At 61.4% G+C, this 26,140-nt stretch carries 26 protein-coding genes and 1 tRNA gene; 8 read left to right on the forward strand and 19 right to left on the reverse strand.

Annotation, left to right across the window (positions count from 1 at the left end; translation table 11 throughout):
* Positions 1 to 1,458: 1,458 nt before the first annotated feature.
* The gene (locus KTJ87_RS08945) at positions 1,459 to 1,857 is read left to right on the forward strand and encodes a helix-turn-helix domain-containing protein (protein WP_267138777.1); all 399 of its coding nucleotides are present in this window, start codon (positions 1,459 to 1,461) and stop codon (positions 1,855 to 1,857) included.
* A gap of 462 nt (positions 1,858 to 2,319) precedes the next feature.
* On the opposite strand, the gene KTJ87_RS08950 is transcribed toward KTJ87_RS08945, so the two are convergent.
* The 3 genes from KTJ87_RS08950 to KTJ87_RS08960 form a co-directional block, all read right to left on the reverse strand.
* Positions 2,320 to 3,603: a hypothetical protein gene (locus KTJ87_RS08950; RefSeq protein ID WP_267138778.1), complete on the reverse strand. Its 1,284-nt coding sequence runs from the start codon at positions 3,601 to 3,603 to the stop codon at positions 2,320 to 2,322.
* Between the two features lie 691 nt (positions 3,604 to 4,294).
* Positions 4,295 to 5,293 carry a hypothetical protein gene (locus KTJ87_RS08955; RefSeq protein WP_267138779.1) on the reverse strand — a complete coding sequence of 333 codons (999 nt, stop codon included), beginning with the start codon at positions 5,291 to 5,293 and terminating at the stop codon, positions 4,295 to 4,297.
* 458 nt (positions 5,294 to 5,751) lie between these two features.
* On the reverse strand, positions 5,752 to 6,213 hold the full coding sequence (locus KTJ87_RS08960; RefSeq protein ID WP_267138780.1) for an Lrp/AsnC family transcriptional regulator: 462 nt from the start codon (positions 6,211 to 6,213) through the stop codon (positions 5,752 to 5,754).
* 166 nt (positions 6,214 to 6,379) lie between these two features.
* On the opposite strand from KTJ87_RS08960, the gene KTJ87_RS08965 reads away from it, so the two are divergent.
* Genes KTJ87_RS08965 through KTJ87_RS08975 form a run of 3 tightly spaced genes read left to right on the forward strand, consistent with a single transcriptional unit; the run spans position 6,380 to position 9,289 of the window.
* Positions 6,380 to 7,429 (forward strand): pyridoxal-phosphate dependent enzyme, encoded by a 1,050-nt coding sequence (locus KTJ87_RS08965; protein WP_267138781.1) that lies wholly within the window; start codon positions 6,380 to 6,382, stop codon positions 7,427 to 7,429.
* Positions 7,422 to 8,588, forward strand: a complete 1,167-nt coding sequence (locus KTJ87_RS08970; protein ID WP_267138782.1) for a M24 family metallopeptidase — start codon at positions 7,422 to 7,424, stop codon at positions 8,586 to 8,588. The genes KTJ87_RS08965 and KTJ87_RS08970 overlap by 8 nt, the downstream gene beginning before the upstream one ends.
* Positions 8,585 to 9,289 (forward strand): maleate cis-trans isomerase family protein, encoded by a 705-nt coding sequence (locus tag KTJ87_RS08975; RefSeq protein ID WP_267138783.1) that lies wholly within the window; start codon positions 8,585 to 8,587, stop codon positions 9,287 to 9,289. The genes KTJ87_RS08970 and KTJ87_RS08975 overlap by 4 nt, the downstream gene beginning before the upstream one ends.
* A 387-nt stretch (positions 9,290 to 9,676) precedes the next feature.
* Here KTJ87_RS08975 and KTJ87_RS08980 read toward each other — a convergent pair whose 3' ends face one another.
* The gene (locus tag KTJ87_RS08980; protein ID WP_267138784.1) at positions 9,677 to 10,408 is read right to left on the reverse strand and encodes a Crp/Fnr family transcriptional regulator; all 732 of its coding nucleotides are present in this window, start codon (positions 10,406 to 10,408) and stop codon (positions 9,677 to 9,679) included.
* Between the two features lie 180 nt (positions 10,409 to 10,588).
* Between KTJ87_RS08980 and KTJ87_RS08985 the strand changes: the two genes are divergently transcribed.
* Entirely contained in the window at positions 10,589 to 10,822 is a 234-nt protein-coding gene (locus tag KTJ87_RS08985; protein ID WP_267138785.1) for a hypothetical protein, read from the forward strand.
* A gap of 360 nt (positions 10,823 to 11,182) precedes the next feature.
* On the opposite strand, the gene KTJ87_RS08990 is transcribed toward KTJ87_RS08985, so the two are convergent.
* Together KTJ87_RS08990 and KTJ87_RS08995 are read right to left on the reverse strand one after the other, a co-directional pair.
* On the reverse strand, positions 11,183 to 11,371 hold the full coding sequence (locus KTJ87_RS08990) for a hypothetical protein (protein WP_267138786.1): 189 nt from the start codon (positions 11,369 to 11,371) through the stop codon (positions 11,183 to 11,185).
* A 1,204-nt stretch (positions 11,372 to 12,575) separates the two neighbouring features.
* Positions 12,576 to 13,334 carry a DUF1236 domain-containing protein gene (locus KTJ87_RS08995; RefSeq protein ID WP_267138787.1) on the reverse strand — a complete coding sequence of 253 codons (759 nt, stop codon included), beginning with the start codon at positions 13,332 to 13,334 and terminating at the stop codon, positions 12,576 to 12,578.
* A 356-nt stretch (positions 13,335 to 13,690) separates the two neighbouring features.
* On the opposite strand from KTJ87_RS08995, the gene KTJ87_RS09000 reads away from it, so the two are divergent.
* From KTJ87_RS09000 to KTJ87_RS09010, 3 genes are all read left to right on the forward strand, one after another.
* Complete coding sequence (locus KTJ87_RS09000) at positions 13,691 to 13,864, forward strand: hypothetical protein (protein WP_267138788.1); 174 nt, start codon at positions 13,691 to 13,693, stop codon at positions 13,862 to 13,864.
* Between the two features lie 540 nt (positions 13,865 to 14,404).
* Positions 14,405 to 14,680, forward strand: coding sequence for a hypothetical protein (locus tag KTJ87_RS09005; RefSeq protein ID WP_267138789.1), 276 nt, complete (start codon positions 14,405 to 14,407; stop codon positions 14,678 to 14,680).
* Positions 14,681 to 14,874: 194 nt separating this feature from the next.
* Positions 14,875 to 15,288, forward strand: a complete 414-nt coding sequence (locus KTJ87_RS09010) for a hypothetical protein (RefSeq protein WP_267138790.1) — start codon at positions 14,875 to 14,877, stop codon at positions 15,286 to 15,288.
* A 241-nt stretch (positions 15,289 to 15,529) separates the two neighbouring features.
* Here KTJ87_RS09010 and KTJ87_RS09015 read toward each other — a convergent pair whose 3' ends face one another.
* The 13 genes from KTJ87_RS09015 to KTJ87_RS09075 all read right to left on the reverse strand — a co-directional run bounded on the left by KTJ87_RS09015 (position 15,530) and on the right by KTJ87_RS09075 (position 26,123).
* On the reverse strand, positions 15,530 to 16,147 hold the full coding sequence (locus tag KTJ87_RS09015) for a trimeric intracellular cation channel family protein (RefSeq protein ID WP_267138791.1): 618 nt from the start codon (positions 16,145 to 16,147) through the stop codon (positions 15,530 to 15,532).
* 668 nt (positions 16,148 to 16,815) lie between these two features.
* Entirely contained in the window at positions 16,816 to 18,324 is a 1,509-nt protein-coding gene (locus tag KTJ87_RS09020) for a tyrosine-type recombinase/integrase (RefSeq protein ID WP_267138792.1), read from the reverse strand.
* 755 nt (positions 18,325 to 19,079) lie between these two features.
* Entirely contained in the window at positions 19,080 to 20,162 is a 1,083-nt protein-coding gene (locus tag KTJ87_RS09025; protein ID WP_267138793.1) for an IS630 family transposase, read from the reverse strand.
* A 197-nt stretch (positions 20,163 to 20,359) separates the two neighbouring features.
* A complete protein-coding gene (locus tag KTJ87_RS09030; protein WP_267138794.1) occupies positions 20,360 to 21,439 on the reverse strand; it encodes an IS5 family transposase in 1,080 nt (359 codons plus the stop codon).
* Between the two features lie 133 nt (positions 21,440 to 21,572).
* Positions 21,573 to 21,647 (reverse strand) — tRNA-Phe (locus KTJ87_RS09035).
* Positions 21,648 to 21,727: 80 nt separating this feature from the next.
* On the reverse strand, positions 21,728 to 21,925 hold the full coding sequence (locus tag KTJ87_RS09040) for a DNA gyrase inhibitor YacG (RefSeq protein WP_267138795.1): 198 nt from the start codon (positions 21,923 to 21,925) through the stop codon (positions 21,728 to 21,730).
* A complete protein-coding gene (locus KTJ87_RS09045; protein ID WP_267138796.1) occupies positions 21,925 to 22,956 on the reverse strand; it encodes a ribonuclease E/G in 1,032 nt (343 codons plus the stop codon). The genes KTJ87_RS09040 and KTJ87_RS09045 overlap by 1 nt, the downstream gene beginning before the upstream one ends.
* Complete coding sequence (locus tag KTJ87_RS09050) at positions 22,953 to 23,561, reverse strand: Maf family protein (RefSeq protein ID WP_267138797.1); 609 nt, start codon at positions 23,559 to 23,561, stop codon at positions 22,953 to 22,955. The genes KTJ87_RS09045 and KTJ87_RS09050 overlap by 4 nt, the downstream gene beginning before the upstream one ends.
* 4 nt (positions 23,562 to 23,565) lie before the next feature.
* Positions 23,566 to 23,784, reverse strand: coding sequence for a translation initiation factor IF-1 (infA, locus tag KTJ87_RS09055; protein ID WP_011455993.1), 219 nt, complete (start codon positions 23,782 to 23,784; stop codon positions 23,566 to 23,568).
* A gap of 77 nt (positions 23,785 to 23,861) precedes the next feature.
* Entirely contained in the window at positions 23,862 to 24,746 is an 885-nt protein-coding gene (locus KTJ87_RS09060; RefSeq protein WP_267138798.1) for a carbon-nitrogen hydrolase family protein, read from the reverse strand.
* Entirely contained in the window at positions 24,746 to 25,333 is a 588-nt protein-coding gene (locus tag KTJ87_RS09065; protein ID WP_267138799.1) for a GNAT family N-acetyltransferase, read from the reverse strand. The genes KTJ87_RS09060 and KTJ87_RS09065 overlap by 1 nt, the downstream gene beginning before the upstream one ends.
* Entirely contained in the window at positions 25,330 to 25,725 is a 396-nt protein-coding gene (locus tag KTJ87_RS09070; protein WP_267138800.1) for a ketosteroid isomerase-related protein, read from the reverse strand. Before KTJ87_RS09070 ends, KTJ87_RS09065 begins: the two co-directional genes overlap by 4 nt.
* Complete coding sequence (locus tag KTJ87_RS09075; RefSeq protein WP_267139247.1) at positions 25,722 to 26,123, reverse strand: arsenate-mycothiol transferase ArsC; 402 nt, start codon at positions 26,121 to 26,123, stop codon at positions 25,722 to 25,724. Before KTJ87_RS09075 ends, KTJ87_RS09070 begins: the two co-directional genes overlap by 4 nt.
* Positions 26,124 to 26,140 lie beyond the last annotated feature (17 nt).

Consider the following 26,140-nt stretch of genomic DNA (forward strand, 5'->3'; position numbering starts at 1 on the left):
GCCGCACCGGCAGCGATCCCGATCCGGCATGTATGTCCGCTCATATTCTGTCGCCAACCCAGCCTATGCCGCGACCAGCCAGCCTCAGAGCGTGTCTGCGACAAAGGGCACGGCTGGTCGCCTGTCACCGACGATTTATTGCGGAGAAAAGCGTTGCTGCCGTAGATCGATCTACCACAGCCCCCATTTCGATCCCGGTGGCGAACATATCGCGGATCTCGCACGGGCTACTGCCAATGCGTCTCAAGCATAGATCGATCTACCAGAACGTGATCGATCAGAATGCGGCAATCCAAGGAAATGAACACTTGTTCATTTAATGAAATCCCTTCAGCAGAAGGTATCGAGCCGCTGAGAGCCGCATACACGGCCATCTCATCCTGTGTGGCCAAAACAACACAGGGCCGCCGGATCGCCGTGTGTGGCGCTCTCAAGGCCTCTGGCGGCGACAAACACCAATCTTTCGCCTGAAAATCAGTTCCGGCAACTCGGGAAAGGCTCGATCCGCACCTGAATGCCCACAGCATGGGAAAGGCCAGCGCTGGCCCGAGAGCCACATGACTGGTGAAGCACAATGGCGGCAGCCCATCCGGATCAGCCCGATACGACCCCATATACCACCAGCGCCGGTTGCTTCAATCCGACCGTGAAGGCCCCCGAAGCATCACACCCAAGACATCGCCACCGGACGCCCCGCAGAGCGCTTGAGATCGACACAGAACGGCAAGTCAGACATCTTCCCTGCCGGTGAGCGTCCAGCACGAAGATGCCGCTGTGTGACGTTCTCAGGGACTGACGCGACTGAAACGCGCCGACACAAGCGATCGAGATGTTCCCACATCGGAAAAGGCCAGCGCGACGCCGAGGGAAACCCATCAAGAGTTAACCACGGGTCGATCTGCACCAAGAACCACGAAGACGACGAGCGACCTGTCCGGAGAGACCCATCCGGTAGCGCCATCAGCAGACAAGGCATCATCCGCAACATGGATCATCCAGCACACTGCACCGGAGGCGTCACACAGGCCCTGAGATCGCCATGGAGAGCTATGCAGACTGAGAGTCGGAGATCACCCAAGAGAGACACTTGCCGCTGTATGGCCCTCGCAGGGCATTAAGCTTCACAGATCCACGGTTCGAGAAGATCACGCCGGGATGGTCCATGACATGAAAGACATCATCACGGGAAAGGCACGACGAAAACCGTAGTGATCACGACGTCGCCGACAGCATATCACCAGGAGCAGGGCAGGGGGACGCTTCACCATGACCATGACCACACCAGAGACACGACACGCCGAGGTGTAAGGGCTTCATCGGCCACCATGGAGCACCACACCACAAGCGCCCCGAAACGATATTCGACTTACAGCGGGCAGACGCATCAGCAAGGACCGGGATCAGCCTTCTATCACAGTGCACACGCAACAACGCAGCAGCGATACGAAGGAACACACCATGTCGAAAAGCCCCGCCGCAGAATTCCTGGCGGAAGCCATCTTGATCAGTGACAAGACCCAGAAGGAGATCGCGGAAGACGCTGGCTTCACCGCGGTCAACATGCTGACCATGATGAAGCAGGGGCACAGCAAGATCCCCATCGAACGGATCCCGGCGCTTGCCCTTGCCCTGGAAGTCAGCGCCGAGCAGTTCCTCGAGATCGCCATGAAGGAGTATCACCCGGAGACATGGGAAGTGATCCAGCGCACCTACAGACCAAGCCTGAATGAGAACCAACGGCGACTGCTGGAGATCATGTATCAGGTAGAAACGTATGACGGACCCATCATCTGGGACTACAAGCTCGAGGACTCGCTGAGGGCAATGATGGTGTTGTCCACGTTCAGGGTGGGGTAGGGAAGCTTGGATGTTCATCGACGTCACGTTCAGTCGGCTTCGCCTCCCTCGTGACAAACGGTTGATGGGTGTCAGGCACTCGCCAGGCTTCGCCTGTCTCATACCGAACCCATCAACCGTTCCGGGCTCCGCCCGTGGATACTGGTTTATCTCGTATCGTCCATTGCTTCGGTGAAGGGGTAAGGGAGGTGTTAGGTGCTCTGCGGCCCGCGTTCCCCGCAAGTTATTAGAGCGAGCGCGTCGCAGGGGCGGACTCAAGCAACCTCAAGCAACACAGGCAGCGAAGGGCGCGAGAAACGTCAGTCAGCGATGAGTGATTTTCGGTGAAGAAAAGTTGGTCGCATTCTGGTCGTCCTGCACGTCCGGTAGGGTCGCTTCTGGGCCGCATTCGCGCACTTGGGGCTAGTCGATCTGGCGCGACGGTGTCTCGAAGCGCCGCCGCTTGCCAATCATCAATCCGCTCTACGAACCCCAGTATCTTGTCAGTCGATCCGTCGCCCGGTCGACCTTGCGGTTCAGGTCTTCGAAACTGACCGCCCGGCCTTTCCATCCCATGTCGCCCTTGCAATGTGCGCAGGCGCGGTGCTGCAGGCGTTGAATACGGTCCAACCCATAGGCACCGCTCCGGCTGAAGATCCGCCATTCGTCGAAGCCAGGCTGGAGCTTTACCCCCTCGATCTTGAACCGGTCGCCGATGGTAGGTTTGACGAAGTGCAGCGCTGCGCGCCGCATTTCAAAGAAGTCAAAGCCATGCAGTTTCCCGACCTCGTCAAGGTCGAAGGCGCCAGGAATGTCCAGGCCACGCTTGATGTGGAAGGAGAATTCGATGCGGCTTCGCTTCTGGTCGTCTCCCAACGGGTCGGCTGTGCTAGGAACGGGCTGTCGACGGTCCGTGGTCTTGTCCATAATCCGGAAATGCACCAGCCCGCGCTCGCCGACGTAGTATGTCGCATCAATCGGCGGCTGATGATGGGCGTCGAGGTGCAAGGCGATACCGTCTCGTCGGTCGAGCCCGATTTCCCTGATCGACTTCATCAATTGCTTTCTTGGGTGCGCGCGCTTCCGGTCGACGACGAAACCAGTGTGGCCTTTCTCGTTCGGAAAAAACCGCGCATCGCCCTTGCCAATTCTTGGCAGGCCGTTCCGCCCAATCGGGTCGACAACGGATCTTTCTGGCAAGAAATGCCGTTTCAGCACTTCCGTCATCTGCCAGCGAAGGATCTGCGCAGTGTCGGGGTGGATCGTATCGATATCCTTGACGTAGAAATCCACGGAAACTTCGATGGCCGTCACAGGGAGCTTCGAGGCAGATCCAAGCGAGTGCGGATACCGGGCATCAATCGCGGCAAGGACTCGCTCAAGCTCGCGCGGTCGTGGTTGCTGGATCCGGATGTAGTAAGATCTGCACCAAGTGTATTTCGCGCCACCTTTCAATTCGACGTAGACCGATGAGGACGAACCCATTGCCTCCAAGGCCTTTCTCGCCGTTTTTTGAATGTGGACCGGCTGAGTGGCTTGCAGTGTGACGAGTTGGAACTCGATGAAATCGATAACTGCCTCGCAGCGATATCGGCTAAAGTCGATCTGCGGCTCTAGGACGGTGCGATCGTTCAGCACGGATTGCGGCGCGTGTCCGGGCGTGGGGGCATAGGGCACCAAATCATACCGCAGCGTCGGCGGGTCGCTGAGGAGTAGGAGCTGCGGTGCAGTGTTGAAGCGCAGGTCGATGTCTTCCCGTTGTGTCATGTGTCGTTGTCGCTTTCAGAATCGAGGTGTCGTCACGGCCGTCATTGCGAGCGGACATGCTGGGTTGGGTTGATCCGGATGCCCCACGCCGGCGATTAGGGATGGGCTCTTGGGCTGCGATTGCTACATGCGAGCGCCACACCGGGCGTCAGGCTGCGATTGCTGCTTGAAGATGTTCCTCGAGATCGAACGGTGCTTCCCACCCGGTTTGAGGAACAGGCGGGCTGCTAATTGACCGTGGGACGACGAAGGCTTCCGGTAACGGCGCCGCACTGCTCGCAAGAGTGCATATGGCATTAGAGACAGCCGCCGTGCCGTAAGCGTCTGCGAGATTTCGAAAGCTCGGGTAGGTGTCAGAGAGGAGACGCAGACGTCTGCTGCCGGTTTCATCCACGTTGAAAACAGTCGCTTGATACCGGATACATCGCAGGAGGATACGTTTGCTCGTGCGCACGAACGACCTGCTGCAGTAGCCCGTATCGCGGCCCGCTCGCGCGCTGTCTTGGGGGCCGGTCTGCAAGATCCACTGTAGCCCGTTATGGCTAAGGCGGCTGATCCCGCTTTGATTGAGTAGGAAGACGGTCTCGATACGGTGCGCCATGGCAAAGGTCTCCTGTTCGCAGCCGCGGCTGCGTCATTTGGGGGTTGTCTGCGTGGGGATCGGGCGCGGCCTCCGCGCCCGATGATGAGGTCAGGGTCGGCTGGCTGGCTCGGCTGGTTCGTCGAACTTCGCGGCGTGCTGATCCGCGAGAAATTTCAGGTCGTCCGGTGTCATTCTTTGCCACTCGATTCCGCGCACACGCATCCAGCGGCCTCCGTCTCCCGGGCGGCGCCACTCCGGCGACGGCATGAGATGCAACGCTGCGAGAGCCTCATTGAAGTCGGCAACTTTCTGCTCGCAGCCCTCGGCATCGATCAGGTAGTGGCCGTCCTTCTTCAGGCCGGGATGAAAGGTGCTGCCATCCTTGGCGACCGGAACGAACACGGCAGCTTCAAGGAGACGGTCGCGTTCGATCAGGATTTCTGTGTCATCCTGCTCCCGCCAGATCGACATACAGAACTTCTCCGGCCGTTTCCGGAGCCAGGCAAGTGCCTCGTCTGCCGGGATCCCATATTGCGCGCCCTTGATTTCGTCCTTCATCGCGAGCTTGTTCTTGATCGTCTGGAGCGCCAGCCCTGACAAGAGCGACAACTCGTCAGCCGTGATCGACTGCCTGCTATCGAGCTTCCATCGCGCAAGCGCTTTGTTCGCCACGGTGGTCATGTCCGCGGTTTTCAATTCCCATTGGTCGACCGGCATCACTTTGAAGAGCATGTTTGCCATGGCGATCTGGCCAGCAAGCAGCGCTTCGCGTTCTGCAGTGTTCCGCGCCGTCGCGAGCACGATACCGTAGTCCGCATAGGCCGAGAGGTCGTGAAAGAGGTGCCCGATCGGGACCTCCGAGTAGTAACCTCCGCCAACATCTGCGAGACACTGCCGCCACCCATCAGAATGATCTTCACCGGGCAAAGCTCTCGCAATCAGTTCGTCGAGTGCCGCACCGGCAACCTTGCTGCCGAACATGATCCCCAGCAGTTCGTCGATGCGGTCAAGCATCTGAAAGACCGCTTCCGAGAAGACCTCCTCCGATCCGAAGAGCTCGGTGAACTCGGAAGCGCGTTCCTGGAATTCATCTTGTGGCGTCTGCATCTGGATCCTCCTGCGTTGCTGTTGGAGCGATACATGGGCCCAGAAATCTCAGCAGTCTAGAATTATACAGGTATAAGATGCGATACCGCATACTGTATTGACAGCGATTAGGCATGGGTAGCTGACTTGATATCGAAAAATGAGCAAGCACCCTGGCGTTAGTCCGAGTGCGTGCGACACCCACCTGCAGTTTGCGGCATGGCCCGTTGCAGGAAGTCCTAGCTGGTGTGCGAGCGGCCATGGCAGCATCGTTCAGACGGATCGGCGTGCAGCGGCATTACCCTTATACAGCGCGATGTCGATAGATCGATCTATGCACCCTCAGCCCCGGAGCGTGTCCTTCCGTTCACAGCCTACGGACCCGCTGAAACCGGGGAGCGCCCCCGACTTAGATCGGTTCAGACACCGCTGTTCTCATCAAGCGAGTTCTCCAGAACGACGTTGCACTGAGAGCAGGCTCAACCCTTGCCAACCGGCACGGCAAAGCCCGTTTTGACGCTGTCCATTACGGCGCTAGTCCGAAACCGCAGGACATTGTCTTCCGCAAAGAAATGGTGGCGCGTGAAGGCCTCAAAATCAGCCATATCGTAGGCCGACACGATGAGAATGAAATCGGCATTCCCGGTCACATAATAGCATTGCATCACTTCGGGCGCGGTCTGCATCGCGGCCTTGAAACGATCCAGATCGGCCTTGCGTTCGTTTTGCAAGTTAACCTCGACAACCAGAATCAAGCCGCGCCCGACTCTGGCGGGATCAAGAACAGCGATCTCGGCCTTGATGATCCCGGAGGACCGTAGGCGGGCCATCCGCTTGCGGCAGGCATCGGGCGAGAGGCCGACCTGCTGTGCCATCGCCTCCGCTGTGGTGCGAGCGTTGTGCTGGAGGACATCCAGAATATCTGCATCGAATTTATCCATTTGGGGCAGGGTCGCGGAAATTCGGCGCAAAGAGAAGCTTTCCGTGAAAGCGGGTCCGATAATCGGCCTGATTTGTTCCTGTGACGCCGAAACAAGGCTCTGAGAGTGCCAAATTATCCGGTTGGCCTGTCGACTGTTGCGATAGGCTGCAACGAAATGAAAATGGATGAGAACGGTGCAACACTTCCAGAATCCTTGGCGGGGGCGCGGCTTTCCAGCAGGCGGGTTGTCCCCGCTCGCGGATGTATCCGACGTGGCAGAACTCTTGTCGAAATGCCCTGCGCATACGCCGACACAGCTGCGGGATGCGCCAGAGCTTGCGGTCGCGTTGGGTGTGGCGCGCATCAGTCTGAAAGATGAACGCCAACGGATGGGCCTTGGCAGTTTCAAAGCGCTTGGTGCTGCCCATGCGATAGCGCGCGAGGCTGCGGTGGTTGGGGCGGGTGATCTGCTACAGGCGCTGCAAGGGCGGGTATATGTGACCGCCAGCGCAGGAAACCATGGGCTGTCGGTGGCTGCTGGCGCCCGGTTGTTCGGGGCGCGTGCGGTGATCTATCTGTCTGACGCCGTGCCAGAGGCATTCGCCGAACGCCTGCGGGAAAAAGGGGCCGATGTCGTGCGCGCAGGTGCGGATTACGAGGCAAGCATGCGGACCGCCGCGGATGCGGCGCAGGCGCGAGGCTGGACATTGCTGTCAGACAGCTCGTGGCCCGATTACACCGAGTTGCCGCTGCGCGTGATGGAAGGCTATCTGCAACTGGCCGCCGAGGCGGTGGCGCAAATTGACACGCCGCCCAGTCATGTCCTGCTTCAGGCAGGGGTCGGCGGTTTGGCGGCTGCCGTCGCCGCACACATGCGTCACGTCTGGGGCGAGGGCCCGCAGATCATCGTCGTTGAACCGGATGCGGCCCCGGCCCTGATGGAGGGCATCCGCGCGGGGCAGGTGGTCGATACAACCGGCCCCGCATCTTGCATGGGCAGGTTGGATTGCAAGGCCGCCTCGATGATTGCGCTGAATGGTCTGGCACGGGATGCGGACGCCTTTGTCACCATCAGTGAAACAGACGCACAGCGTGCTGCCGACCTGATGGCCGCGCATGGGCTGCCGACAACGCCTTCCGGGGCAGCAGGGATCGCGGCGCTGCCTGCTGGACTGGATTTGCCTGCCGATGCGCATGTGTTGGCTATTGTCAGTGAAGGGCCAGAGGATGGATGAACGCTCTCTGATCTTTCCGGCGCACGAATACCGCGCACGCATCGAGCGTCTGCAAGCAGGAATGGCCGCGCAAGGGCTGTCGGCGCTGTTGCTGACGTCGCCTGCCGACATTTTCTATGCCACGGGCTTTCTGACCCGCTTCTGGGAAAGCCCCGCGCGGCCGTGGTTTGTAGTTGTCCCGAGTGAGGGGGAGCCGGTGGCGGTGATCCCGTCGATCGGGGCCGATCTGATGGGGCGCACATGGTTGTGCGATATCCGCACATGGAACTCTCCCGACCCGCGCGACGATGGCGTCGGCCTGTTGGTAGAGACGCTCGCGGAAATTGTCGCGCCCCAAGGTCGGATTGGCCTGCCTATGGGGCCGGAAACTCATCTGCGCATGCCGCTTCAGGATTTCGAAGCAGTGCGCGCGCGGCTTGCACCGCGCCGCTTTTTTGATGCCACCGCCTGCGTTCAACGGGTGCGCGAGGTGAAATCCGAGGCCGAGATCGGCAAGATACGCTCCGCCTGCACGGTTGCTGCCCGTGCCTTCGCCCGCGTGCCCGAATTTGCTCCTGAAGGGCGGCCATTGGAAGACGTGTTCCGCGACTTCCAGATCGCGTTGCTGGCCGAGGGGGCGGATTGGGTCAGCTACGTCGCGGGCGGTGCGGGTCCCGAAGGCTATGGCGACGTGATCTCGCCGGCGGGTCCGTGGCCCTTGCAGCGCGGGGATATCCTGATGCTGGATACCGGCGCTGTGAAAGACGGGTATTTTTGTGACTTCGATCGGAATTTCGCGATCGGTCTGGCGTCTGATACGGCGCGTCGCGCCCATGCCGCGCTTTGGCACGCAACAGAAGACACTCTGACTGCGTTGCTCCCCGGCATGCTGGCGCGTGATGCTCATCGCCTGCTGTCGGAGGGGCTGCAACTGCGCAACGTAACGCCCGTTGGCGGGCGGCTGGGGCATGGGCTGGGGGTCACGCTGACCGAATGGCCATCCTTTACCCCGCTGGACGACACCCCGTTGCGCGAGGGCATGGTCCTGACTCTGGAACCCGGTTGCGTCACGACCGAGGGACGGATCATGGTGCATGAAGAAAACATCGTCCTGCGGGCGGATGGGCCAGAGTTGCTGTCATCCCGCGCGCTCGAGGATCTGCCAATGATCCGACCATGACCGCCTTTCCCTATACCCTGGAAGTGAATGATCTGCCCCGGCTTGGCCTGATTGTCTTGCGTGTCGATGAAACAATCGAACAGGATTTTCGGCGCCTTTTCTCACCGGATATTGCGCGCATGTATGTCACCCGCGTGCCGTCGGGCGCAGAGCTGACACCGGACAGCATTGCGGAAATGGAACGCACTCTGCCCGCTGCGGCAAGTTTGCTGCCCTGTGAGCATCCTTTGGATGTGGTGGGCTATGCCTGCACGTCTGGCACGACGCTGATCGGCGCGGACAAAGTGCGCGAACTGGTAATGGGTGTGGCCCAGACGCGGGCCGTGACTAACCCGCTGACTGCAGCACTGAACCAGTGCCACAGCTTGGGTCTTGAGCGTGTGGGGATCGTCTCGCCCTACATCGCCTCCATAGCTGAACCGATCAGAGCGGCGTTCGAGGCGGCAGGCATCCTGGTGCCCGACACGTTATCTTTCGGCGAGGAGGTAGAAGCCAAAGTTGCACGGATCGCCCCCAGTTCCATCGCTGCGGCTGCTCGGGTATTGGCAAACCGCAGTAAACTGGACGCAGTCTTCTTGTCCTGCACCAATCTGCGCACTTTGGATGTTCTTGCTCCATTGGCCGAAGAGCTTGGCCTACCCGTGCTCAGTTCCAACCAGTGCCTTGCGGCGCATATGGCCGCACTGGCGAAGCGTGGCTAGATGCACCTGCTGAAGCCACGTGTGCTTCACTGTCTGGCCCGTTGCAGGAAGTCCTAGGTAGTGTGCGCGCGGCCATGGCAGCTTCGTTCATATCGATCGGCGCCAGGGCCAATTAGCCTTATGGAGCCGTGGGCGCAGATCGACCGCCGCTGTCGACAGCCGCAGCCGCAGCCATGGCCAAAGCCTCAGGCCACGGGTCGAGACGTTGAGGTCATGCCGGTGAAAAGCCTGCTCGACCGGGCACTCGCGCGCGCCGAGGTGTCCGTCCGGGCCTCCTGTTACTGCCGCAGCGCGGTGGAATAGGCGGCGGAGGATGTTCCGGATCGAATCCTGCAAGTGGCATGTCGGTAAACAACATGGTCGCATCATCGAGATCAGAAAGTCCTCCTAGCGGAGCAGGGGGCCGTCCTGATCCAGATAATCCGTATTGAAGCCCGAAAGAGCCACCAGACCGAAAAAATCGTCGAAGGCGACATGACCTTTTTGGAAGGTTACCAGCCCTTCTTCACGAAGATGCCGCAAGACGCGGTTGACGTGCACGGCGCTCAGCCCCAGCGCATCCGCCAAATGGAACTGCGTCAACGGGCAATCGAAGCCGGTCCTGTCGCCGATCCCTACCAGATGGAGACGGGTGCTCAGTTCCAAGAGGAAATGCGCCATACGCATCTCGGCCGAGCGGCGGCCGAGATTGACGAGGTGCTCGACCACCATTGCCTCATCACGTGACGCCGCCCAGAGCACGGCAGTCGCAAGCCTTGGCGCTTCTGCAAAGCTGTCGAAAATATCTGCCGCGAGGACTTCTGACGCCTCGATCCGTGTCAACGCTTCACTGCTGTGGTCCGCAGTTCGGAACAGGATGCTGCGCAGGCCGAGAAAATCGCCCGGTATCTGGACGTCCACGATCTGCCGTTCGCCGTCCGCAAGCTGCTTGAACGAGCAGGCCCAGCCCTCTGCCAGGATGAAGGCAGACTGGTTACGTTCGCCCTCATGGATCATTTCATGGCCTGCCCGAAAAACCCGTCTTCGGCTGTGATATCGCGCAAGCGTCTTGAGATCAGTGCTGGACAGGGCCACAAAAGCGGAAAGCTTGCGCGTCAAAGGGCTTTGCAGGATCGACACGTCGGCTTTCCCCCCTTGTGTGGCGGTGTCTGGTCTGAGTTTACGAATAACCTGAAAAACTTGTCTCATGGGCTGCTTTGGATCAGTCTCGACGAGCAGGCAATGCATAGGATCACGAACGAACGCTGCGCTCCGACGGAGCAGGGTTCCTCTTAACCTGACCTGAAAGCGAAGCCGACCATGCCACTCCCTCAAGACGTCGCCGGAACGGCAGCTCTGTCAATCTGTGAATCCCTCTTGCTGGCGCTGAACGATCGAAACATCCTCCCAGAAAAGGAAATCGTGGGCATACTCAAGGATGCGGCCGCGGCGCATCAATTCGCCCCTGATTCCGAACAATTTGAGATGCATGCGGCCGTCGCGGTGTTGATCAACGGCATACTTGACGGCGGGAACTCCGTGCGGCGCAGGTAGGCGCCGCCCGCGTCGAAGTTCGTCTTGGCGCGCGCCAGGGCGGGCTCTTTGCATGAGGTCAAAAGGGCCGCTGTCGAGTGCGCAAAGGCGCAAGCCATCTCTGGTCTCGGGGCAGCGGAGATTTGCAGGTGCCAGACTTGTCCTCGAACGCGCTGCGGAATGGGCTCTTTTAGAGCGTGAAGGGGAAACTGAACGAGGCGAGGAAAGAAGTCCCTAAAACATTCAATGCTATGCGCTTTCGTCGAGAACCGTGTGCGTCCGACTTCGAAGAGCGGAAAAAGTCCGCGCCATGGCTCAAACCTGAGGGCCGCCTGCCGATATGCGGCAGGCGACCCGGGCGATCATCTCAGGCGTGGTCGGTCACGCGAGAGCGTGAGTCGCCGCGTCGAGTTCCTTGTTGGTGTCGGCGTCGTTCTTCGCCGTGTTTGCCTTCTCGGCTGCCTGATAGTGCTTGAGAGCCGCGTCTTTCTTCGGACCGGCGGGCGCCTTGTCCCATGCGGCCTTGACGGAGGTCATCTTCTCGGCGGTTTTGGTCTGTTGGGGAGTCATAAGGATTGTCCTTTCGTGGACATTCCGAGAACAAGAAGCGCACGGTCCCGCGGATTTTTCTTGGGGGCCACGCGACTGCACGCTTCCTGGGCACTCGGAAATCGCGCCGCCGAATGTTCGGCGGGCACGGCGCTTTAGGCGCCTTCTTATCCTCCGCCGCACTAACCCAGATCAGGATTTTCGCAGAACTTCGTCAAAGGCTGGAGTGTGCATTTCCAGCCTCTCAACAAACCGGCAGAAGACCTGAAATGGCAGGTCATTTTATCGGAGTCTGCTGGTGGGATATCCGAAGCCAAGTCCCCTGATGATGCGAATATGAAGAGGCGCAAAGTGCCTCGTAGACGGGAGAGCCAGGCTTCTCCGCCGAGCCGCGGTAAGTGAGGATGGCGATCCCGTCGCATCTCAGGACCCGGCGCTCTGCCATCACGACGGTCTGCCAGCTTGTCTTTCGAGCCAAATGGTTCCAGATGTTGTCGCCCTGAACAATTCCGGGGGGATACTTGAATATCATGACTGCGTCATGGGCCGTCGTTGCTCTCGCGTTATCAGGGCCACTTGTCCAAAAGCGTTCCTCCATGCGCCAAAGAGCACTCTGATCTCGCGATGGTGCCGCGACGTCATGTGGCGTAACGTATCCCTGTGGTTGGCCACGAGTCTTCGAAAGCGTGGGCCGTCCGATTTCGACGCGAAGCGGGACAGCATGTTCCGTTGTTTCAAGGCGCTGGCGACTGTCGTCCAAGAGACATCGCTCTATGCCATAGGGGGTCTCGGACTCTTCGGCCCGTGCGACCAGCCCAGCCGCCTCGTTCCAGGGATCCAAGCCGAGGAGACCTGCCTCCGGAGACGTCCTGAGCACGATCGAGTCGTGGTCGCTGCCCCCAGACACATGTTGAGAGAGCTCGAACCCAGTCAGGTTCGTGGTGAGACTTCGTTCTTCGGCCACGATCTTGGCGTTCCTTGAATGCGTGAGCGAAGACCGCTCAAATGTGCTAGCGCTACTCTGAGATCAATGCTGGCGCCCTTACATAGGTTAGTGTGGCCGGATCATCGGTGCTCTACCGGAAAAAATTCCAGCTTCCGGCGGCCCAAGGTTGGAGAGCAGCGCAGGGCGACCTTCGCCGGACCAAGTGTCGGCAACGAAAAAAGGCGGCCCGCACTGCGAGCCGCCCTTCTTACTTCAGACTGAACGCTCAGAAACTGGCGTTCAGCGAATGATCTGCACGATACGCCGCCCTTCACGCTCGATGATTACTGGAACGCCGTTGATGTAGGCATAGGAGAAGGTGCTCTCGGGCACTTCTGACAGGGTCACGGTTTCGGGAACGCCCGCCCCGACGACGACTTCACCGTCGAGGTAGATGACTTCGCTCGGGTTCTCCCGAACGTAGGTTGTCACGGTCGGCCCCGGATCGGCTGCCGCACCGGCGCTGACACCGATGATGCCGCCGACCACTGCTCCCACCGGCCCGGCAATCATCGCGCCGGCGAGTGCACCTGTCAGACCGCCTGCCGCCGTGGTGCCGGCCGAAGTATCAGTCGTATTCGTATAGACAACGGTATTCACAGGAACGGCCGCGCGGTTCGGATAGATCGCGACTGGAACAGCATCGACCATGGTGGTCAGATAGTCGCCCGAGGCCCAGCCATCCATGCCGACGTGGTTGACCTTGCACCAGCTTGCCGTTTCAAGACAGCCTTCGACGGTCACTTCGCCGTTCGCAGGTATCACGCCGATGATTTCGAACTGCGGGCCGGGTCCTGCGCGCAGGTTCAGATCGGTCCATGCAGTGGTGGTGGTCTGGGCGTAGGCAGCCGACGACAACAGGGCCGCGGCAATCGCCACGCCAAAAGCGGTTTTGATGGACATGATATATTTCCCATTTGAGGTCAAATCGTTGGCGTCGCGGTTCGCGACGCTCACGTCGACCAGACAGGCAACGCGCGTGGTCGCTGCAAGTTCCACAACGGCTGCTCATTCTGGTGCCCGGTATGCTGTGTCACTCGATCCGCAGCGGCTTTGCCGCTGGCTTTGAGCCTGGGAGGCCAAGTGCGGGGCGACCAACTTCTGCGACCCCCACCATACCGGACCGCAGATACCCGATAGGTCTGTCCGACACGCAAAAAAAAGAGAGAGCCACTGCGGCACCACGGCAGGGGGGTATGTCTCGATCCGGCTGGTTCCAGGTATTTCGCGCCCACGTCACGAGAAGGCGGCGAATACGCTTGATCCTTAAGGCTGCATCACGCAACCGTGCAGATGAGCGGCAGGCCACTTCGGGAATGTCGGTTTCAAATCTGAACCTCGTCCGGAGCTGTCCCATGCGCCTTTCTCCTCCTCGGTTCGTTGTCTTCATCATTTCGATTGTGTTTGCCCTCATCGGGCTCTTGCCTTTGCTAGGCGTCGCGATCCCCGACGTGGGTATCTCGGTCGTCTGGGCCCTTGCGATTGCCTATGTCATCCTTGCTGCAGGCGTGCTGCTCAAGGGATTGTAGACCATCGCCGACCGCGTCGGACTCTTGTTCGTCACAGACACTTAAAGGCGATGGGGGACATCATTTTCCCATCTTGTTGCTGATACCGGCCCAGCGCAGATTGCCAGCCAGGAACCTTGGCTGTCTTTCCGTCCACTTCGCTGCTGAAGCGAGATGCAAGGTTCAACGACGTTACCACTCTGGGGGTTGGCAGTGGCTTGCACCTTCGTGGCTTCCATTGATGGATCTTCGTCGGATGCGCCCATATTCGGCGGCAAGACTCGATGCTGTGCGGTCTCTCTTCACTGCTTCCAGAGCCACCCGTGCGTCACCTGCCTCGTGGTTCCTGCGTTTCGACTTGGCCACGTAGCGGCAAGGAAAAAATCCCTTTCTCAGAGACGCCCTTGAACCGCTTCGGCGAGCACTGATCTCCACGAGAGTGGGGCCCGGGACGGTGACCAAGACAACTGACCGTCCGGATCTCGCACGATCGCTCAAGGTGTCCGGTGCGCAAGCCTGCGCAGGACCGCCCTTGAGAGCGATTTCTGAAGGCACGAGATCGTGGAATACACCTTCCATCCCCTCACGAAGACAATTCTGAACACGAACTACACCCCGCCCCCGAACCCGCGTTCGGCGCAGCAGGACAACGCGCAGGCTGAAAGTATCTGCAGCGGTTGCAGAACCTCGATTCCGGCGGCCGAACAGGAATGCGCGACGTGCAGGGCGAGAACTGCGGCGACCACAAATTCAGCGACGGAACTGCTTCTGCACTGGGCGGTCTTTCTGCTGGTGATGGGCGTCGTCTTCGGCGGTGGGTATCTGCTGGCAGGATAGGTCGCCCGGCGTCGTCTGCGCCGCGCGCGGCAACTGGATTACCGCGTCCCTCTAGCGATCCAACCATGCAGCCGAACACCAGTCCTGCTCACGACTTTCATACGATCTCTCCCTGTGCCGATCCCACCTTCCGTGGTGTCCGGTGACCGGGAGAGCCAAGAACACTTCAACCCCACCCAAGACAAGGGACTCCCATGAACTCGCTCCTCATCGCCACGTTCAGTGGTCTTTGTTTTCTCATTATGGGCTTTTGCAGGTATCTGAGCGCCAGAGGCCAAACGGGCCGCTGGCAAGCCTCCGAGACCCTGTTCATGATCTCCGTGTCCATTTTCGTCGGCCTGCTTCCCCTGCCCATTGCCGGACTGGTGCTTGCCGCCAATGCCACCCTGACCTCAGTGGATCCCAGCTTCAGCCTGGTCTCGTCGCCAATCTACATCCTAAGCGTCGGATTCCTTGTCGCGACGGTCTTCGTATTCATCTCGGCAGCGCGAAAGGGCAGGGAAGTCGATCGTGCAGAGCAGGTGCGCCTGGCAACCCTGGCTTTCGACAACGACAACGCACCTCCATCCGGACCAGATGTCGGCAGGCTTGCGGATCGAGCAGCCTAGTCGACGCAGCAGAGCCGGATGCCAACAAGCAGGTGCTCGGGATGTGACCCCTGTCCGCGCGCCTGTGTTTCCCGTTGCAGGAAGTCCTAGCTGGTGTGCGAGCAGCCATGGCAGCGTCGCTCAGGAGGATCGGCATTCGGCGTCATTCCCCTTATACAGCGGAGCAGAATAGATCGATCTACTGGCCTCGGCCTCAGCCTGTCGCGACAAGAGCCCGTCCTTGTTGTGTCCGCCCACTGGATCACGACCTTGGAGCGCGCGGCGCGCGCCAGCCACGCCAGACGCTGATCACACGTATCGAGAAGGCTGCCACGACACCAATCGCGGCGGTCCATGTCGCGGACAGGTCGAGCGCCGCACCGGCAACCACGATCACGGCGCCGACCATTGCGGCGAGCGCATAGACCTCATCGCGCAGCACTCGCGGGATCTCGACGACAAGAAGATCGCGCGCCACGCCGCCGCCCACGGCCGTGAGAACCCCGAGCAGGATCGACGGAAGCGGGTCGAGCCCGAACAGGAGCGATTTTTGGCAGCCGCTCACCGCGAAAACGCCGAGACCAAGCGCGTCCAGCACCATCACAGGCTTGTTCAAGCGCTCCAGAACCCGATGCCAGAAGAAAACGCAGATGCCCGCCGCGAGAGCGGTGAGAAGGTAGCGTGATTCCTCGAATGCCGGGGGCGGCGTTGCGCCGAGGATCATATCCCGGATGATGCCGCCTGCGAGACCGGCTGCGATCGAGAGGACCGCGATCCCAAATATGTCGAGGCCGCGCCGGACGGCCACCAGCGCACCACTGATGCCGAACACAAAGGTCCCGAGCAGATCGAGCCAGACGCCAAGGGGCAGGATTTCCATAATTTTCCCAATATCGTGAGATAGACCTGCACAATCACTCGGCAGAAGATGTTGGTCCAGCCCGGCGATTTGGGGAGCAGTGCAAGCCCTAGCAGCGATGTCCTTTCCAATAGCGATCCCATCTTGCCGCAAGCCCGCTTGCTACCATCGCGCAGTTGATGTTGCCAGAGACCGGCGAGACGCACCATGCGGCGGTGCGGTTCCCGCCGGCGGATCCATCCGACCGACACTGAAGCGCTGGCCCTCTGACAAGGACATGTCCGTGCGTGCCCGTGCCCTTGGCGCCACCAAGCAGATTGACCAGCCCGGATCGTGCGTCCTCAGCGCGGGCTTGGGGGCAGGGATGGCCGGGTGAGCAAGACCCGTCGAGTTCGCGAGCGGCGATGCCCGATAGTCGTAGTCGTGGACCCTCTTTGCACCAGATCGGACCGTCGCCGTCCCAGACATGGGTCGGCGTGCAGGTGAACATCTGACCAGCCGGGACCACAGGTGTGTCGGCGTTCGTGACACTGCCGTAGGTGACGGATGCCGCGAATGCCATGAAGGCGATCACTCTCTTCAGGAAGGTGATCGGAACGCTTATTTGAAATGATGTCATATCAATTGGATCAAGCTCTTGTGCGCTTGTCGGGTAGCGCAGGGATCCCTCAATCTCAATCCACCGCGCTTCATTGCGCGCGAAACAGGCTGCCTTTCTGCGCTCGTTCGAAGATCTCGGCAACCTCGGGGGCTGGGCTGGCGAATGTCTTCCGCGGGTTGGAGCTGACCATCTCCAGGGCGGCATAGTCGCGCCAGTTCGTCTTCTGGAGGGTGGACCACAGCTGATCCAGCTCACCCTGACGTTTGCGCATTCCGTGATGCTGTTCCTCGCTCAAGGGCGTGAATTTCGTCCGGATCTGTTCCTCTCGGTATTGCTCGGCGAGGTGTCCGTAGGTGTTGCTGACGGTCATCGTGTTGGCATGTCCCAATTGCTTTGCGACGACCTCTAGCTGAACACCGGCGCGGATCAGGTCGCTCGCGTAGGTATGTCGCAGCCCATGAAACACCAAAGCCCTCGGGAGGCCCGCTTTCGCAACGGCGCGACGAAACAATTGGCTGTGCTGTCGGCGCCAGGGCTTTCCCATGTCGGAGAGAAGCACGTGATCTTGCCCGGACTTGCCCTCACATTTCGCAAGGAAGAACGCCATGCCTTCGTCCGGAAGGAACACGAAGCGCGCGGGCGAGCGCTTGAAGGCGCCGATGCGCAGGCCGAAGCCCTGCCGTCCCACATCATCCACGATGAGGCTGCCGAGCTCTCCGATCCGACAGCCAGAATAAAGCGCTGCGAGGACCAGATCTTTCAAGGCTGGTGTGCATGCTTCCAGGAGCCGTCTGCATTCGTCGCGATCGAGAAAAATGGTTCGGGGCGAGTGATTGACCGGAATGCGCTTGAGACAGCGCCACGGGCGTTCCGATTGCAGCGCCGCATTGTCCCAGGCATGGCGAAAAGCCATCTTCAGAATCGTGACCAGCGAGTTGAACGTCCGCTTTCGTCGGCGGAGTTCGTCCGCCGTAAGGGTATCGATCCCGACCCGCTGCCGCCGTTCCATGAACCCGAACCGAGGCGCTGTTTCCAGCACTTGCTGGGCAAGGTCTCTGAGATGGCGCGCCGAGAACTCCTCGAGCGGCAGGTTCGCGAAGTTCGGAATGAGGTGGTAGTTGATCAGGACGATACTGTTGTAGTGACCGCCGGGAGAGCGGGCCATGCGCGTCCAGTCCGTGTAATCCTTGAGCGCATGGCCAACGGTGTAGACATCTCCGATCGGGCAGACGCTGACATCGCTCATGCGTCCCAAGGCTCGAGGCTCGTTCGCCAGCGACATGACAGCCCCGGAGGCGAACCATTCCAGGGCACGAGCGAGCGCGACCCGATACTCGATTGCGCCGTGACCCAGATCCAGGGCCGGTCCGACGCATTTCTGCTTGTAGAGCTTGTCCTTCGTCAGGATCCGCGCTGTCCAGTTGCACATACTGTCATCGGGGCGGTGTATGCCGAGATGTCGGCATTGGTAGAGCGAATGCCAGTAGGGCGTGGGCCTGAATGCGAGGGCCTCGATCCTATCGGGCTCGGCAAATCTACACGGGTTGATGCGGTGTTCCGTCCGCAAGAAATCGTCGGCTTCTTTGAAAAAGGTCATGTGAGGGTCCTCCGTGCCGCTTGGTGCTTCAGCTGCGCGAATGCCTCACCAGCGGCTGACCCGCTTGTCCGTTCACCGGATGTTAACCTTTTGCGGGTTCAGTGGCGCAGGTTATCGGAGGACCGCTGTGGCCTGTGATCGAGAACGACGGCTCGAAGAGGCCCTTCTCGAATATGTTGAGCGATACGGGCTCACCGACAAAGCGCGCGCCGTCCTAAGCGAACAGGAGGGTAACGAGCCGCAGCATGCCGAAACCAGATCTCAGCACAGCCGCAGCGATCCTGGCGCTTCCTGAGCGTCGATCGCCGTATTGGAACATCCTCGAGTATTGCCGCCACATCGGGATTCTGAAATCGCCCTGTGGCCCGATCTACTGGGTGGCACGGGTCCGGCGGATCGACGGTGGATATAGCCCTGCAACAGGTTTCTTCCGCCATCGTCGATCGGAGTCCGGCCCAACACCCACCGGACTCCGGTCGCAGCTGAATGAAAGTTCATGGGCAGGTCGCAAGGGCTGGCTAGCCATTTGTCACCAAACCAAGCCCTAGGCGCGACGAATCCGTTGCATATAGGTGCCTTCTCCGTGCTTACTACAGTATATTGAATCAGAAGCGACATGTGGCATGACCGAACAGTATCTAGGCCCTCTCATATCTGGCGATGAGATCACTTCCGAGCTCCGGCGACGGAAGAGCAGGGATTTGTTCAAGACGCTCTCGGGCTCGACGAAAAAACTAATCGCCGAAAAGGTTAAGCTAGTGGATTGAATCCAACGTTTGGAACCCTCGGTTTCTTGCGGCGATGATGCGGTCGGGGTCCGCGGTCCATCGGAATGGTTTTGCTTCGGTCGTGTTGTGCTCCTTGATGAAGCGGTTGATGGCGGCCTGGAGGTCGACCAGGGAATGGAACACTCCGCGCTGCAGACGGCGCCGGGTCAGCTTGGCAAAGAAGCCCTCGACGGCGTTCAGCCAGGAACAGCTGGTGGGCACGAAGTGGAATGTCCATCGCGGATGCCGCTCCAGCCATGCGCGGACCTTGGCGTGCTTGTGGGCCGCATAGTTGTCAAGGATCACGTGGACTTCCTTGCCGGTCGGCACGCTGCACTCGATCTCGTTGAGGAAGCGGATGAACTCCTGATGGCGGTGGCGCTGCATGTTCTTGCCGATCACGGTGCCGTCGAGGACGTTCAACGCGGCGAACAACGTGGTGGTGCCGTTGCGCTTGTAGTCATGCGTCATGGTTCCGGCCCGGCCCTTCTTCATCGGCAGGCCGGGTTGTGTTCGATCCAGCGCCTGAATCTGCGACTTTTCATCGACCGAGAGCACCACCGCATGCGCGGGCGGATCGACATAGAGCCCCACCACGTCGGTCAGCTTGTCCACGAACTTCGGATCGTTCGAGAGCTTGAACGCACGCCAGCGATGCGGGCTCAGCCCATGTGCCTTCCAGATCCCGCGCACCGTCGATGGCGCAACGCCACTGAGCGTAGCCATCGCCCGCAGCGTCCAGTGTGTGGCCTCGTGCGGCGGCGGCTCCTGGGTCAGGCGCACGATCTCGGCCACCTTGTTGGTCGGCGTCGGCGGAATGCCGGGCAGCCGGGTCTTCTCCCGCAGAAGGCCATCGACGCCTTCCTCCATGAACCGCTCCTGCCAGCGCCAGACACAGGTCTTGGACTTGCCCGTCGCCGCCATGATCGCGGCGGTGCCGAGCCCGTCATCGCTCAGCAGAATGATCCGGGCCCGCCAGACATGTTTCTGGGGACGGTTGCCATCCGCGACGATCGCTTCCAATCGCTGACGGTCGCTGGACGAGACACTGAAACTGACACCGGTGCGCATGTCCGCAGACTCGCACGCACGCCCAACCATGGGAATCCTAAAACGGACTCTTCCGTCTCGCTCAGACCACTAGACACCCGCAAGAACCTACCAGATTTCTGTCCGCTGGCGTCGGGATGGCATGAGGCGGCGCCTTGCAGCCTGGATTTAGGCGATCAGGTCCCGGCTTTGCCGACATTGGAGGTCTGTGGACGGACTCATCCCATGGCGGCTCGGCGTTCATGGAAGACGAGGCGGTCGAAGTTGTAGGCGAGATTGGCGAGGGTCAGTTTCGCCTCGGCTCGGGCCAGTCCGATGGTGCGGATGAACAGGCCGAAGCGATTTTTCTGATGAGCGAAGACATGCTCGACGCGGGCACGGATCGAAGATTTCCTGAAGTTGGCGGCACGGGTGCGCTCCGGCATCGGCTTTCCGTGCGGCTTGCGGCGGTGGATGCTGCTGATGAAGCCGTTTTTCGACAGCCATGTCTCGTTGCTTTGTGAGCGATAGGCGCTGTCGGCCCAGACTTCCATCGACGTGTTCTCATCGGACAAAAGCTGTCGCAGCATGCGCCCGTCCGGGGCCGCCGCCGATGTCACCGCGCTCTCGCGGATGAACCCGAACCGCCGGTCGATGCTGATGTGGGATTTGTAGCCAAAGACAGGCAGCGCGATCTGCGGCAAGGGCTTGCCATCCGGGCGATACCGGATCTTGCCGCCGATTTTCAGGGTCCAGCGCGCGTTCGTATCCTTCTGGGCGGCCTTGTCCGGCGCGTCCGGCCAGATCTCGGCGGCGGTCTTGCCGGCCTTGATCGCGGCCTTCTCGGGATCGGTGTTGCGCTGCTTCGGCGCCGGGACCAGCGACGCATCCACGATCTGCCCCGACATCGGGATGTATCCCTTCTTGTGAAGTTGCCAGTCGAACGCCTTCATCACCCGCTTGAGCGTTCCGGTCTCGGTCAGCCGGTTGCGAAAGTGCCGGATCGTGTTCTCGTCAGGGGTTGGCGCGCCCAGGTCAAAGCCCAGGAACCGCATCCACGACAGCCGGTCCCGGATCATGAATTCCATCCTGGCGTCGCTCAGATTGTGCTGGGCCTGCAGGATCAGCGCCTTGAACATCGACACCGGATCGAACGGCGGGCGGCCGCCTTTCGAGCCGTCGCCGTAGCCCAGACCCTCGACCAGCCAGCCGCGGAAATGCTCGAAATCCACCGTCGCATGCAGAACCTCGAGCGGATCGCCATGCCTGGACAAAGCCTCAAGCTGTTCCGTCAGACCGAAGAAACTCCGTTGATCCATACACCCGCTCCTCATCCATGCCTGTGGAGCGAGTGAATCACGATACGACCGATCCCGCTAGGTTGTTGCGGGTGTCCAGCTGAGAACGGGCAAGACTATGACCCCACACCAGTAATTAACATTATTTGAATAGTGGTGCCCGGGGGCGGAATCGAACCACCGACACGAGGATTTTCAATCCACTGCTCTACCCCTGAGCTACCCGGGCACGGGCGAGCGGGGACCGCTCGGGTTGGGGTGGTTTAGTGCTGGTCCGCAGCGGTGTCCAGAGGGGTTTTGCGGGTTTTTCTAGTGGTGGATGCGGGGGCCGTTCGTGTCCGTATCTTCGCCGTCGTCATCCAAGTCTCCGTCGCTACCCCCGTCCTCGGCCGGGATCGCGTAGGCGCCTGTCACCCAGCGCCCAAGGTCCACGTCGGCGCAGCGGCGCGAGCAGAACGGGCGGTAGTCGGCATGGGTTTCGCGTTTGCAGATCGGGCAGCGGGTCATCAGGCCTCCGTCAGCGGGCAGCGTTCGCGTTTCCTTTGCACTTCGATGTGGCCCATGGTCGTCCAGCCGACAAGGCTTGTCTCGACGCTGTCGCGGCGGAAGGCCGCCGTCAGGGCCTGGTCGATCTGTTTGCGCTGCGCCTTGGGTGCGGGGGCCATGTCGATCACGATCTGGCCGCCAAGGCCGCGGCAGCGCAACTGGCGCGGCAATTCGCGGGCGAGCGCAAGATTGGCCTTGAGCCCGCCTGCGGGCGAGGTGTCGGCGCCGGTGTTGACGTCCACCGCCACCAGCGCGCGCGTCGGCTCGATGTACAGGTGGCCGCCCTCGGGCAGAGGCGCCATCGGCGCAAGGAAGCCGTCGATCGCATCGAGGACCCCGTGATCGGCAAAGCTGCCGCGCGCCTCGGCCAGAAGGTCCGGCTTGCCCCAGTCGCGCCAGGCCATCTCGTGTGGGTCGGGGCCGTCGAGCAGCAACTCTGCCGCGCTGCCCGCGCGGTCCGCCAGCACCGCCTCGGCGACGCTGCGCATCGTGGCCAGATCGCCCGCGACGGCGTCATCACCGGCCCCCTCGGCTTGCGAACGCAGGATCGTGCCCGCAGCGCTTCCGTCCATCGCGTCCTGCGCGATGTCCTTCAGGCGCAGGCGTTCCTCTTCGTCGCGGATGCGGCGCGAGATGTTGAGGCCGGGTGCATCCGGGGTGACGATGGCGTAGCGGCTCTTGAACAACAGCTTGGAGGTCAAAGGCACGGCCTTGCCCGGCTCGGCATAACCCGACACCTGCACCAGAACGGCGTCGCCGGGCGCGAGGCCCTTGGCATCGCGCAGATAGCCGGTCGCGCCGCCCGGCAGCTTGACGATGAGTGCGCCGAGGCCCTTGAGCGGACGGTCTGCAATGCCGCGCAGGATCGTACCCGGCACCAGGACGCTTTCGTCCTTTGGCGTCACGATCAGGTCTTCGACGATCCCGTCCACGATCAGCGCAGCGGCAGGGCGCCCGCGCCAATGGTCGAGCGCAACGATGGAACCCTTCACAGGTGCTCTCCCGGTATGGTGATGCCTGCCGCGCGCAAGAGCTGCGCGGTTTCGTGAACGGGCAGGCCGACGACGCCGGTATGGCTGCCTTGAATCCACGGGATGAAGGCGCCTGCGGGCCCCTGGATGGCATAGGCGCCCGCCTTTCCCTTCCAGTCGCCGGTGGCGATGTAGGCGGCGATCTCGTCCTCGGACAGGACCTTCATCCGCACCGCTGTCACTACGTCGCGCTCGCGGAGGCCGCCAGTGTCGCGCACCGCCACGGCAGTGACAACGCGGTGCCTGCGCCCCGACAGCAGCCGCAGGAACGCCGCAGCCTCGGTCTTGTCCGCTGGCTTGCCCATGATGCGGCGCCCCAGTGCGACGGTCGTGTCGGCGCACAGGATCACCTCGCCGGGGGCGGGCATCAGCGCCTCGGCCTTGCCGCGCGCGATGCGGCGGCAATAGTCGCGCGGAAGCTCGCCGCGCAGCGGCGTCTCGTCGATGTCGGGAGCGCGGATGTCATCCGGCACAAGTCCAAGCTGCAAGAGCAGCTCGCGCCTGCGCGGGCTGCCAGAGCCCAGCACAAGCCGCTTGGGCGCGCGGCTCTGCGCGTCCGGGGCCAACGCCTTACTTGAAGCGATAGTTGATCCGACCTTTGGTCAGATCGTAGGGGGTCATTTCCACCTGAACCTTGTCGCCAGCCAGAACACGGATGCGGTTCTTTCGCATCTTGCCTGCCGTGTGCGCGATGATCTCATGGCCGTTTTCAAGCTCGACCCGGAATGTCGCGTTCGGCAGGAGTTCCTTCACGACGCCGGGAAATTCGAGCATTTCTTCCTTGGCCATGGTCACTCCGTTGTTGCACGCCCCGGCACGCTGGCCGGGATGCGCTTAAATGGTCCTATCTGCCATGGTTTTCAAGGCTATTCGCGCGTCAGGGCGACAGTTTTGACAGGGGACAGGCGCGCGGCCTGTTCGGGCCAGTGCGTCATGTTCAGAACCTGACCATCCGCGCGCACCTGCCTGACCGCGTGATCGGACAGGTCTGCATAGGTCCAGCCCGGCGTGTTCAGCGTGCCTTCGGCAAGGATTCCGGTGTCGGGAAACCAGCGGTCGGGCGGGCCGAAGATCGCGGCGGCGCCGACATTTTCGTCGACGGCGGGGCACCAGGGCGCGGCCCCGACGGTGGGCGACTGGATCACGACGCATTGCCCCTCGAGCGCGCGGGCCTGCGACGAGACACGCACGCGGGTGAATCCGGCCAGCGTGTCGGTGCAGGACGGCACCAGCAGGATCTCCACGCCCGCCTCGATCAGCGCGCGGGCCAGAAGCGGGAACTCGCTGTCGTAGCAGATCAGCACTCCGATCCGGCCCAGTGCGGTGTCGAACACGGTCAGTGGCCCGCCCGGCGAGATACCCCACACTTCACGCTCGAACCGGGTCATGATCTGCTTGTCCTGATGTGCCGATCCGTCAGGTGTGAACAGGCGCGCGCGGTTGACAAAGGTGTCGCCCTCCCGCACCGGGGCGCTGGCGGCCAGGATCACCGCACCATGCATCCGCGCCAACCGGGCGTGCAGCGCGTCAATCTTCGACAGCATCCCTGCGACCAGGTCCAGCGACGCGGCGAGATCGCCCGCGATGTCCGTCCCGCCCAGCGAGGCCAGTTCCATCGCGCCGTATTCGGGAAAGACCAGCAGGTCCGCGCCCTGTTCCGCGGCCCTAGCCACCCAGGCCGTGATCTTTGCCTCGTAGGACGACCAGTCGTCGTGCCAGTCGAGAGGGTAGGCGGCAGCGGCAACGCGCATCACAGCGGCCTCGCCCAGAACTGCAGCGGTTTCTTCGTCTCCTGCGTCTCGCCGTGGTCGCGCCAGCCGAAACGGGCCACAACGCCGTCCAGTGGCGCATAACCGCGCTTGCGCCAGAACGCATCAAGCGGAACATAGTTCGCGGGCCGGTCCGGGTGATCGTCCGGCCGGATCACGGCGCAGAAGGCGCAATGCTGGAACCCAAGGCGCCGCGCATGATCCTCGCGCCGGTCGAAGAACGCATGTCCCGCGCCCTGTCCCCGGTAGGCGCGCAGCAGCACGCTTTCGGCGCAGTAGAACACCTGCGACAGGTGATAGCCCGTGCCGCCGAAGGCAGCGGCAAAGTCCTCCTCGTGGTCCTCCATCGGCGTGCCGGTCGCGGCACCGACAAGGCGGTTCCCGTCGAAGGCGCCGACGACAATCGCACCCGCGCTGTCACGGTAGCTGGCCAGATAGCGCCGCTCGTAATCCGGATCGCCCTCGTACAGATAGGGCCAGTCGGCGAACACAGTGATCCGCAGGTCGGCCAGCGCGTCGATCACGGGATCGATGGCCGCCCCCGTCAGCGTCTCGAAGCGCAGCGTCATGAAACCTGCCGGGTCCAGTCCGCAAGGTTGTAATAGGTCGTTACCCGCGTGATCAGCCCGTCCTTCAGCGAAAAGAACGACCCCGCTGGCAGGCGATAGGTCTGGCCCTTCGCCTCGGGCAGCCCCTCGTCAGTTTCGAGGTAGGTGCCGTTCACGACAAATTCCGCCGCGCCGCGCGTGCCGCCCTCTGCCGAGAAGATCACGATGTCGGTCAGCTCTTCGCGGTAGCAGCGCGCCATGTGATCGCAGAAGGCGCGGAACAGCTCTTTGCCGTGGCGCACCTGTCCTTCGTTGACGTGATGGGCCACGTCATCGGACAGCAGCGCCAGCATCCTGTCGGTGTCGGCGGTGTTGAAGGCGTCGAAGTAGCGGCGGATGGTGTCTTCGCTCATGTCTGGTCCTCTGTCGGTGGGCCGAACCGGTCCAGCATTCTGCCCCGGATCATGTCGCGCGTCTTGCGGTAGGCGTCCAGCTTGTCCTCACGCTTTTCGCCAAGGCCGGTGGGATCGAGGATCGGCCAGTATTCCACCTCAAGCGAATAGAAGCGCGTCAGTTCCAGGGCTTGCCGCTGGGCAGCGGGAGACAGCGCGACGATCAGATCGAACGACGACAGATCGTCGCCCCATTCCTGCATTTCCTCGAAGCTGCGCGAGCGGTGGCGATCCAGCTCGATCCCGACCTCGTGGCACACCGCCACCGCAAAGCCGTCGATGTCGCGGTGGCTGTAGACGCCCGCCGACTGCACATAGGTCGCCTGACCGTAGAACTGTTTCATCATCCCCTCGGCCATGGGCGAGCGCACCGAGT

The sequence above is a fragment of the Anianabacter salinae genome (assembly GCF_019061145.1).
Lineage (GTDB): Bacteria > Pseudomonadota > Alphaproteobacteria > Rhodobacterales > Rhodobacteraceae > Anianibacter > Anianibacter salinarum.

Bases quoted from the DNA above. Each gene is read 5' to 3' on its own strand.
- KTJ87_RS08945 (WP_267138777.1), top strand. From the start codon at position 1,459: ATGTCGAAAAGCCCCGCCGCAGAATTCCTGGCGGAAGCCATCTTGATC.
- KTJ87_RS08950 (WP_267138778.1), bottom strand. From the start codon at position 3,603: ATGACACAACGGGAAGACATCGACCTGCGCTTCAACACTGCACCGCAG.
- KTJ87_RS08955 (WP_267138779.1), bottom strand. From the start codon at position 5,293: ATGCAGACGCCACAAGATGAATTCCAGGAACGCGCTTCCGAGTTCACC.
- KTJ87_RS08960 (WP_267138780.1), bottom strand. From the start codon at position 6,213: ATGGATAAATTCGATGCAGATATTCTGGATGTCCTCCAGCACAACGCT.
- KTJ87_RS08965 (WP_267138781.1), top strand. From the start codon at position 6,380: ATGAGAACGGTGCAACACTTCCAGAATCCTTGGCGGGGGCGCGGCTTT.
- KTJ87_RS08970 (WP_267138782.1), top strand. From the start codon at position 7,422: ATGGATGAACGCTCTCTGATCTTTCCGGCGCACGAATACCGCGCACGC.
- KTJ87_RS08975 (WP_267138783.1), top strand. From the start codon at position 8,585: ATGACCGCCTTTCCCTATACCCTGGAAGTGAATGATCTGCCCCGGCTT.
- KTJ87_RS08985 (WP_267138785.1), top strand. From the start codon at position 10,589: ATGCCACTCCCTCAAGACGTCGCCGGAACGGCAGCTCTGTCAATCTGT.
- KTJ87_RS08990 (WP_267138786.1), bottom strand. From the start codon at position 11,371: ATGACTCCCCAACAGACCAAAACCGCCGAGAAGATGACCTCCGTCAAG.
- KTJ87_RS09000 (WP_267138788.1), top strand. From the start codon at position 13,691: ATGCGCCTTTCTCCTCCTCGGTTCGTTGTCTTCATCATTTCGATTGTG.
- KTJ87_RS09010 (WP_267138790.1), top strand. From the start codon at position 14,875: ATGAACTCGCTCCTCATCGCCACGTTCAGTGGTCTTTGTTTTCTCATT.
- KTJ87_RS09015 (WP_267138791.1), bottom strand. From the start codon at position 16,147: ATGGAAATCCTGCCCCTTGGCGTCTGGCTCGATCTGCTCGGGACCTTT.
- KTJ87_RS09020 (WP_267138792.1), bottom strand. From the start codon at position 18,324: ATGACCTTTTTCAAAGAAGCCGACGATTTCTTGCGGACGGAACACCGC.
- KTJ87_RS09025 (WP_267138793.1), bottom strand. From the start codon at position 20,162: ATGCGCACCGGTGTCAGTTTCAGTGTCTCGTCCAGCGACCGTCAGCGA.
- KTJ87_RS09030 (WP_267138794.1), bottom strand. From the start codon at position 21,439: ATGGATCAACGGAGTTTCTTCGGTCTGACGGAACAGCTTGAGGCTTTG.
- KTJ87_RS09040 (WP_267138795.1), bottom strand. From the start codon at position 21,925: ATGACCCGCTGCCCGATCTGCAAACGCGAAACCCATGCCGACTACCGC.
- infA (WP_011455993.1), bottom strand. From the start codon at position 23,784: ATGGCCAAGGAAGAAATGCTCGAATTTCCCGGCGTCGTGAAGGAACTC.
- KTJ87_RS09060 (WP_267138798.1), bottom strand. From the start codon at position 24,746: ATGCGCGTTGCCGCTGCCGCCTACCCTCTCGACTGGCACGACGACTGG.
- KTJ87_RS09065 (WP_267138799.1), bottom strand. From the start codon at position 25,333: ATGACGCTGCGCTTCGAGACGCTGACGGGGGCGGCCATCGATCCCGTG.
- KTJ87_RS09070 (WP_267138800.1), bottom strand. From the start codon at position 25,725: ATGAGCGAAGACACCATCCGCCGCTACTTCGACGCCTTCAACACCGCC.
- KTJ87_RS09075 (WP_267139247.1), bottom strand. From the start codon at position 26,123: ATGGCCGAGGGGATGATGAAACAGTTCTACGGTCAGGCGACCTATGTG.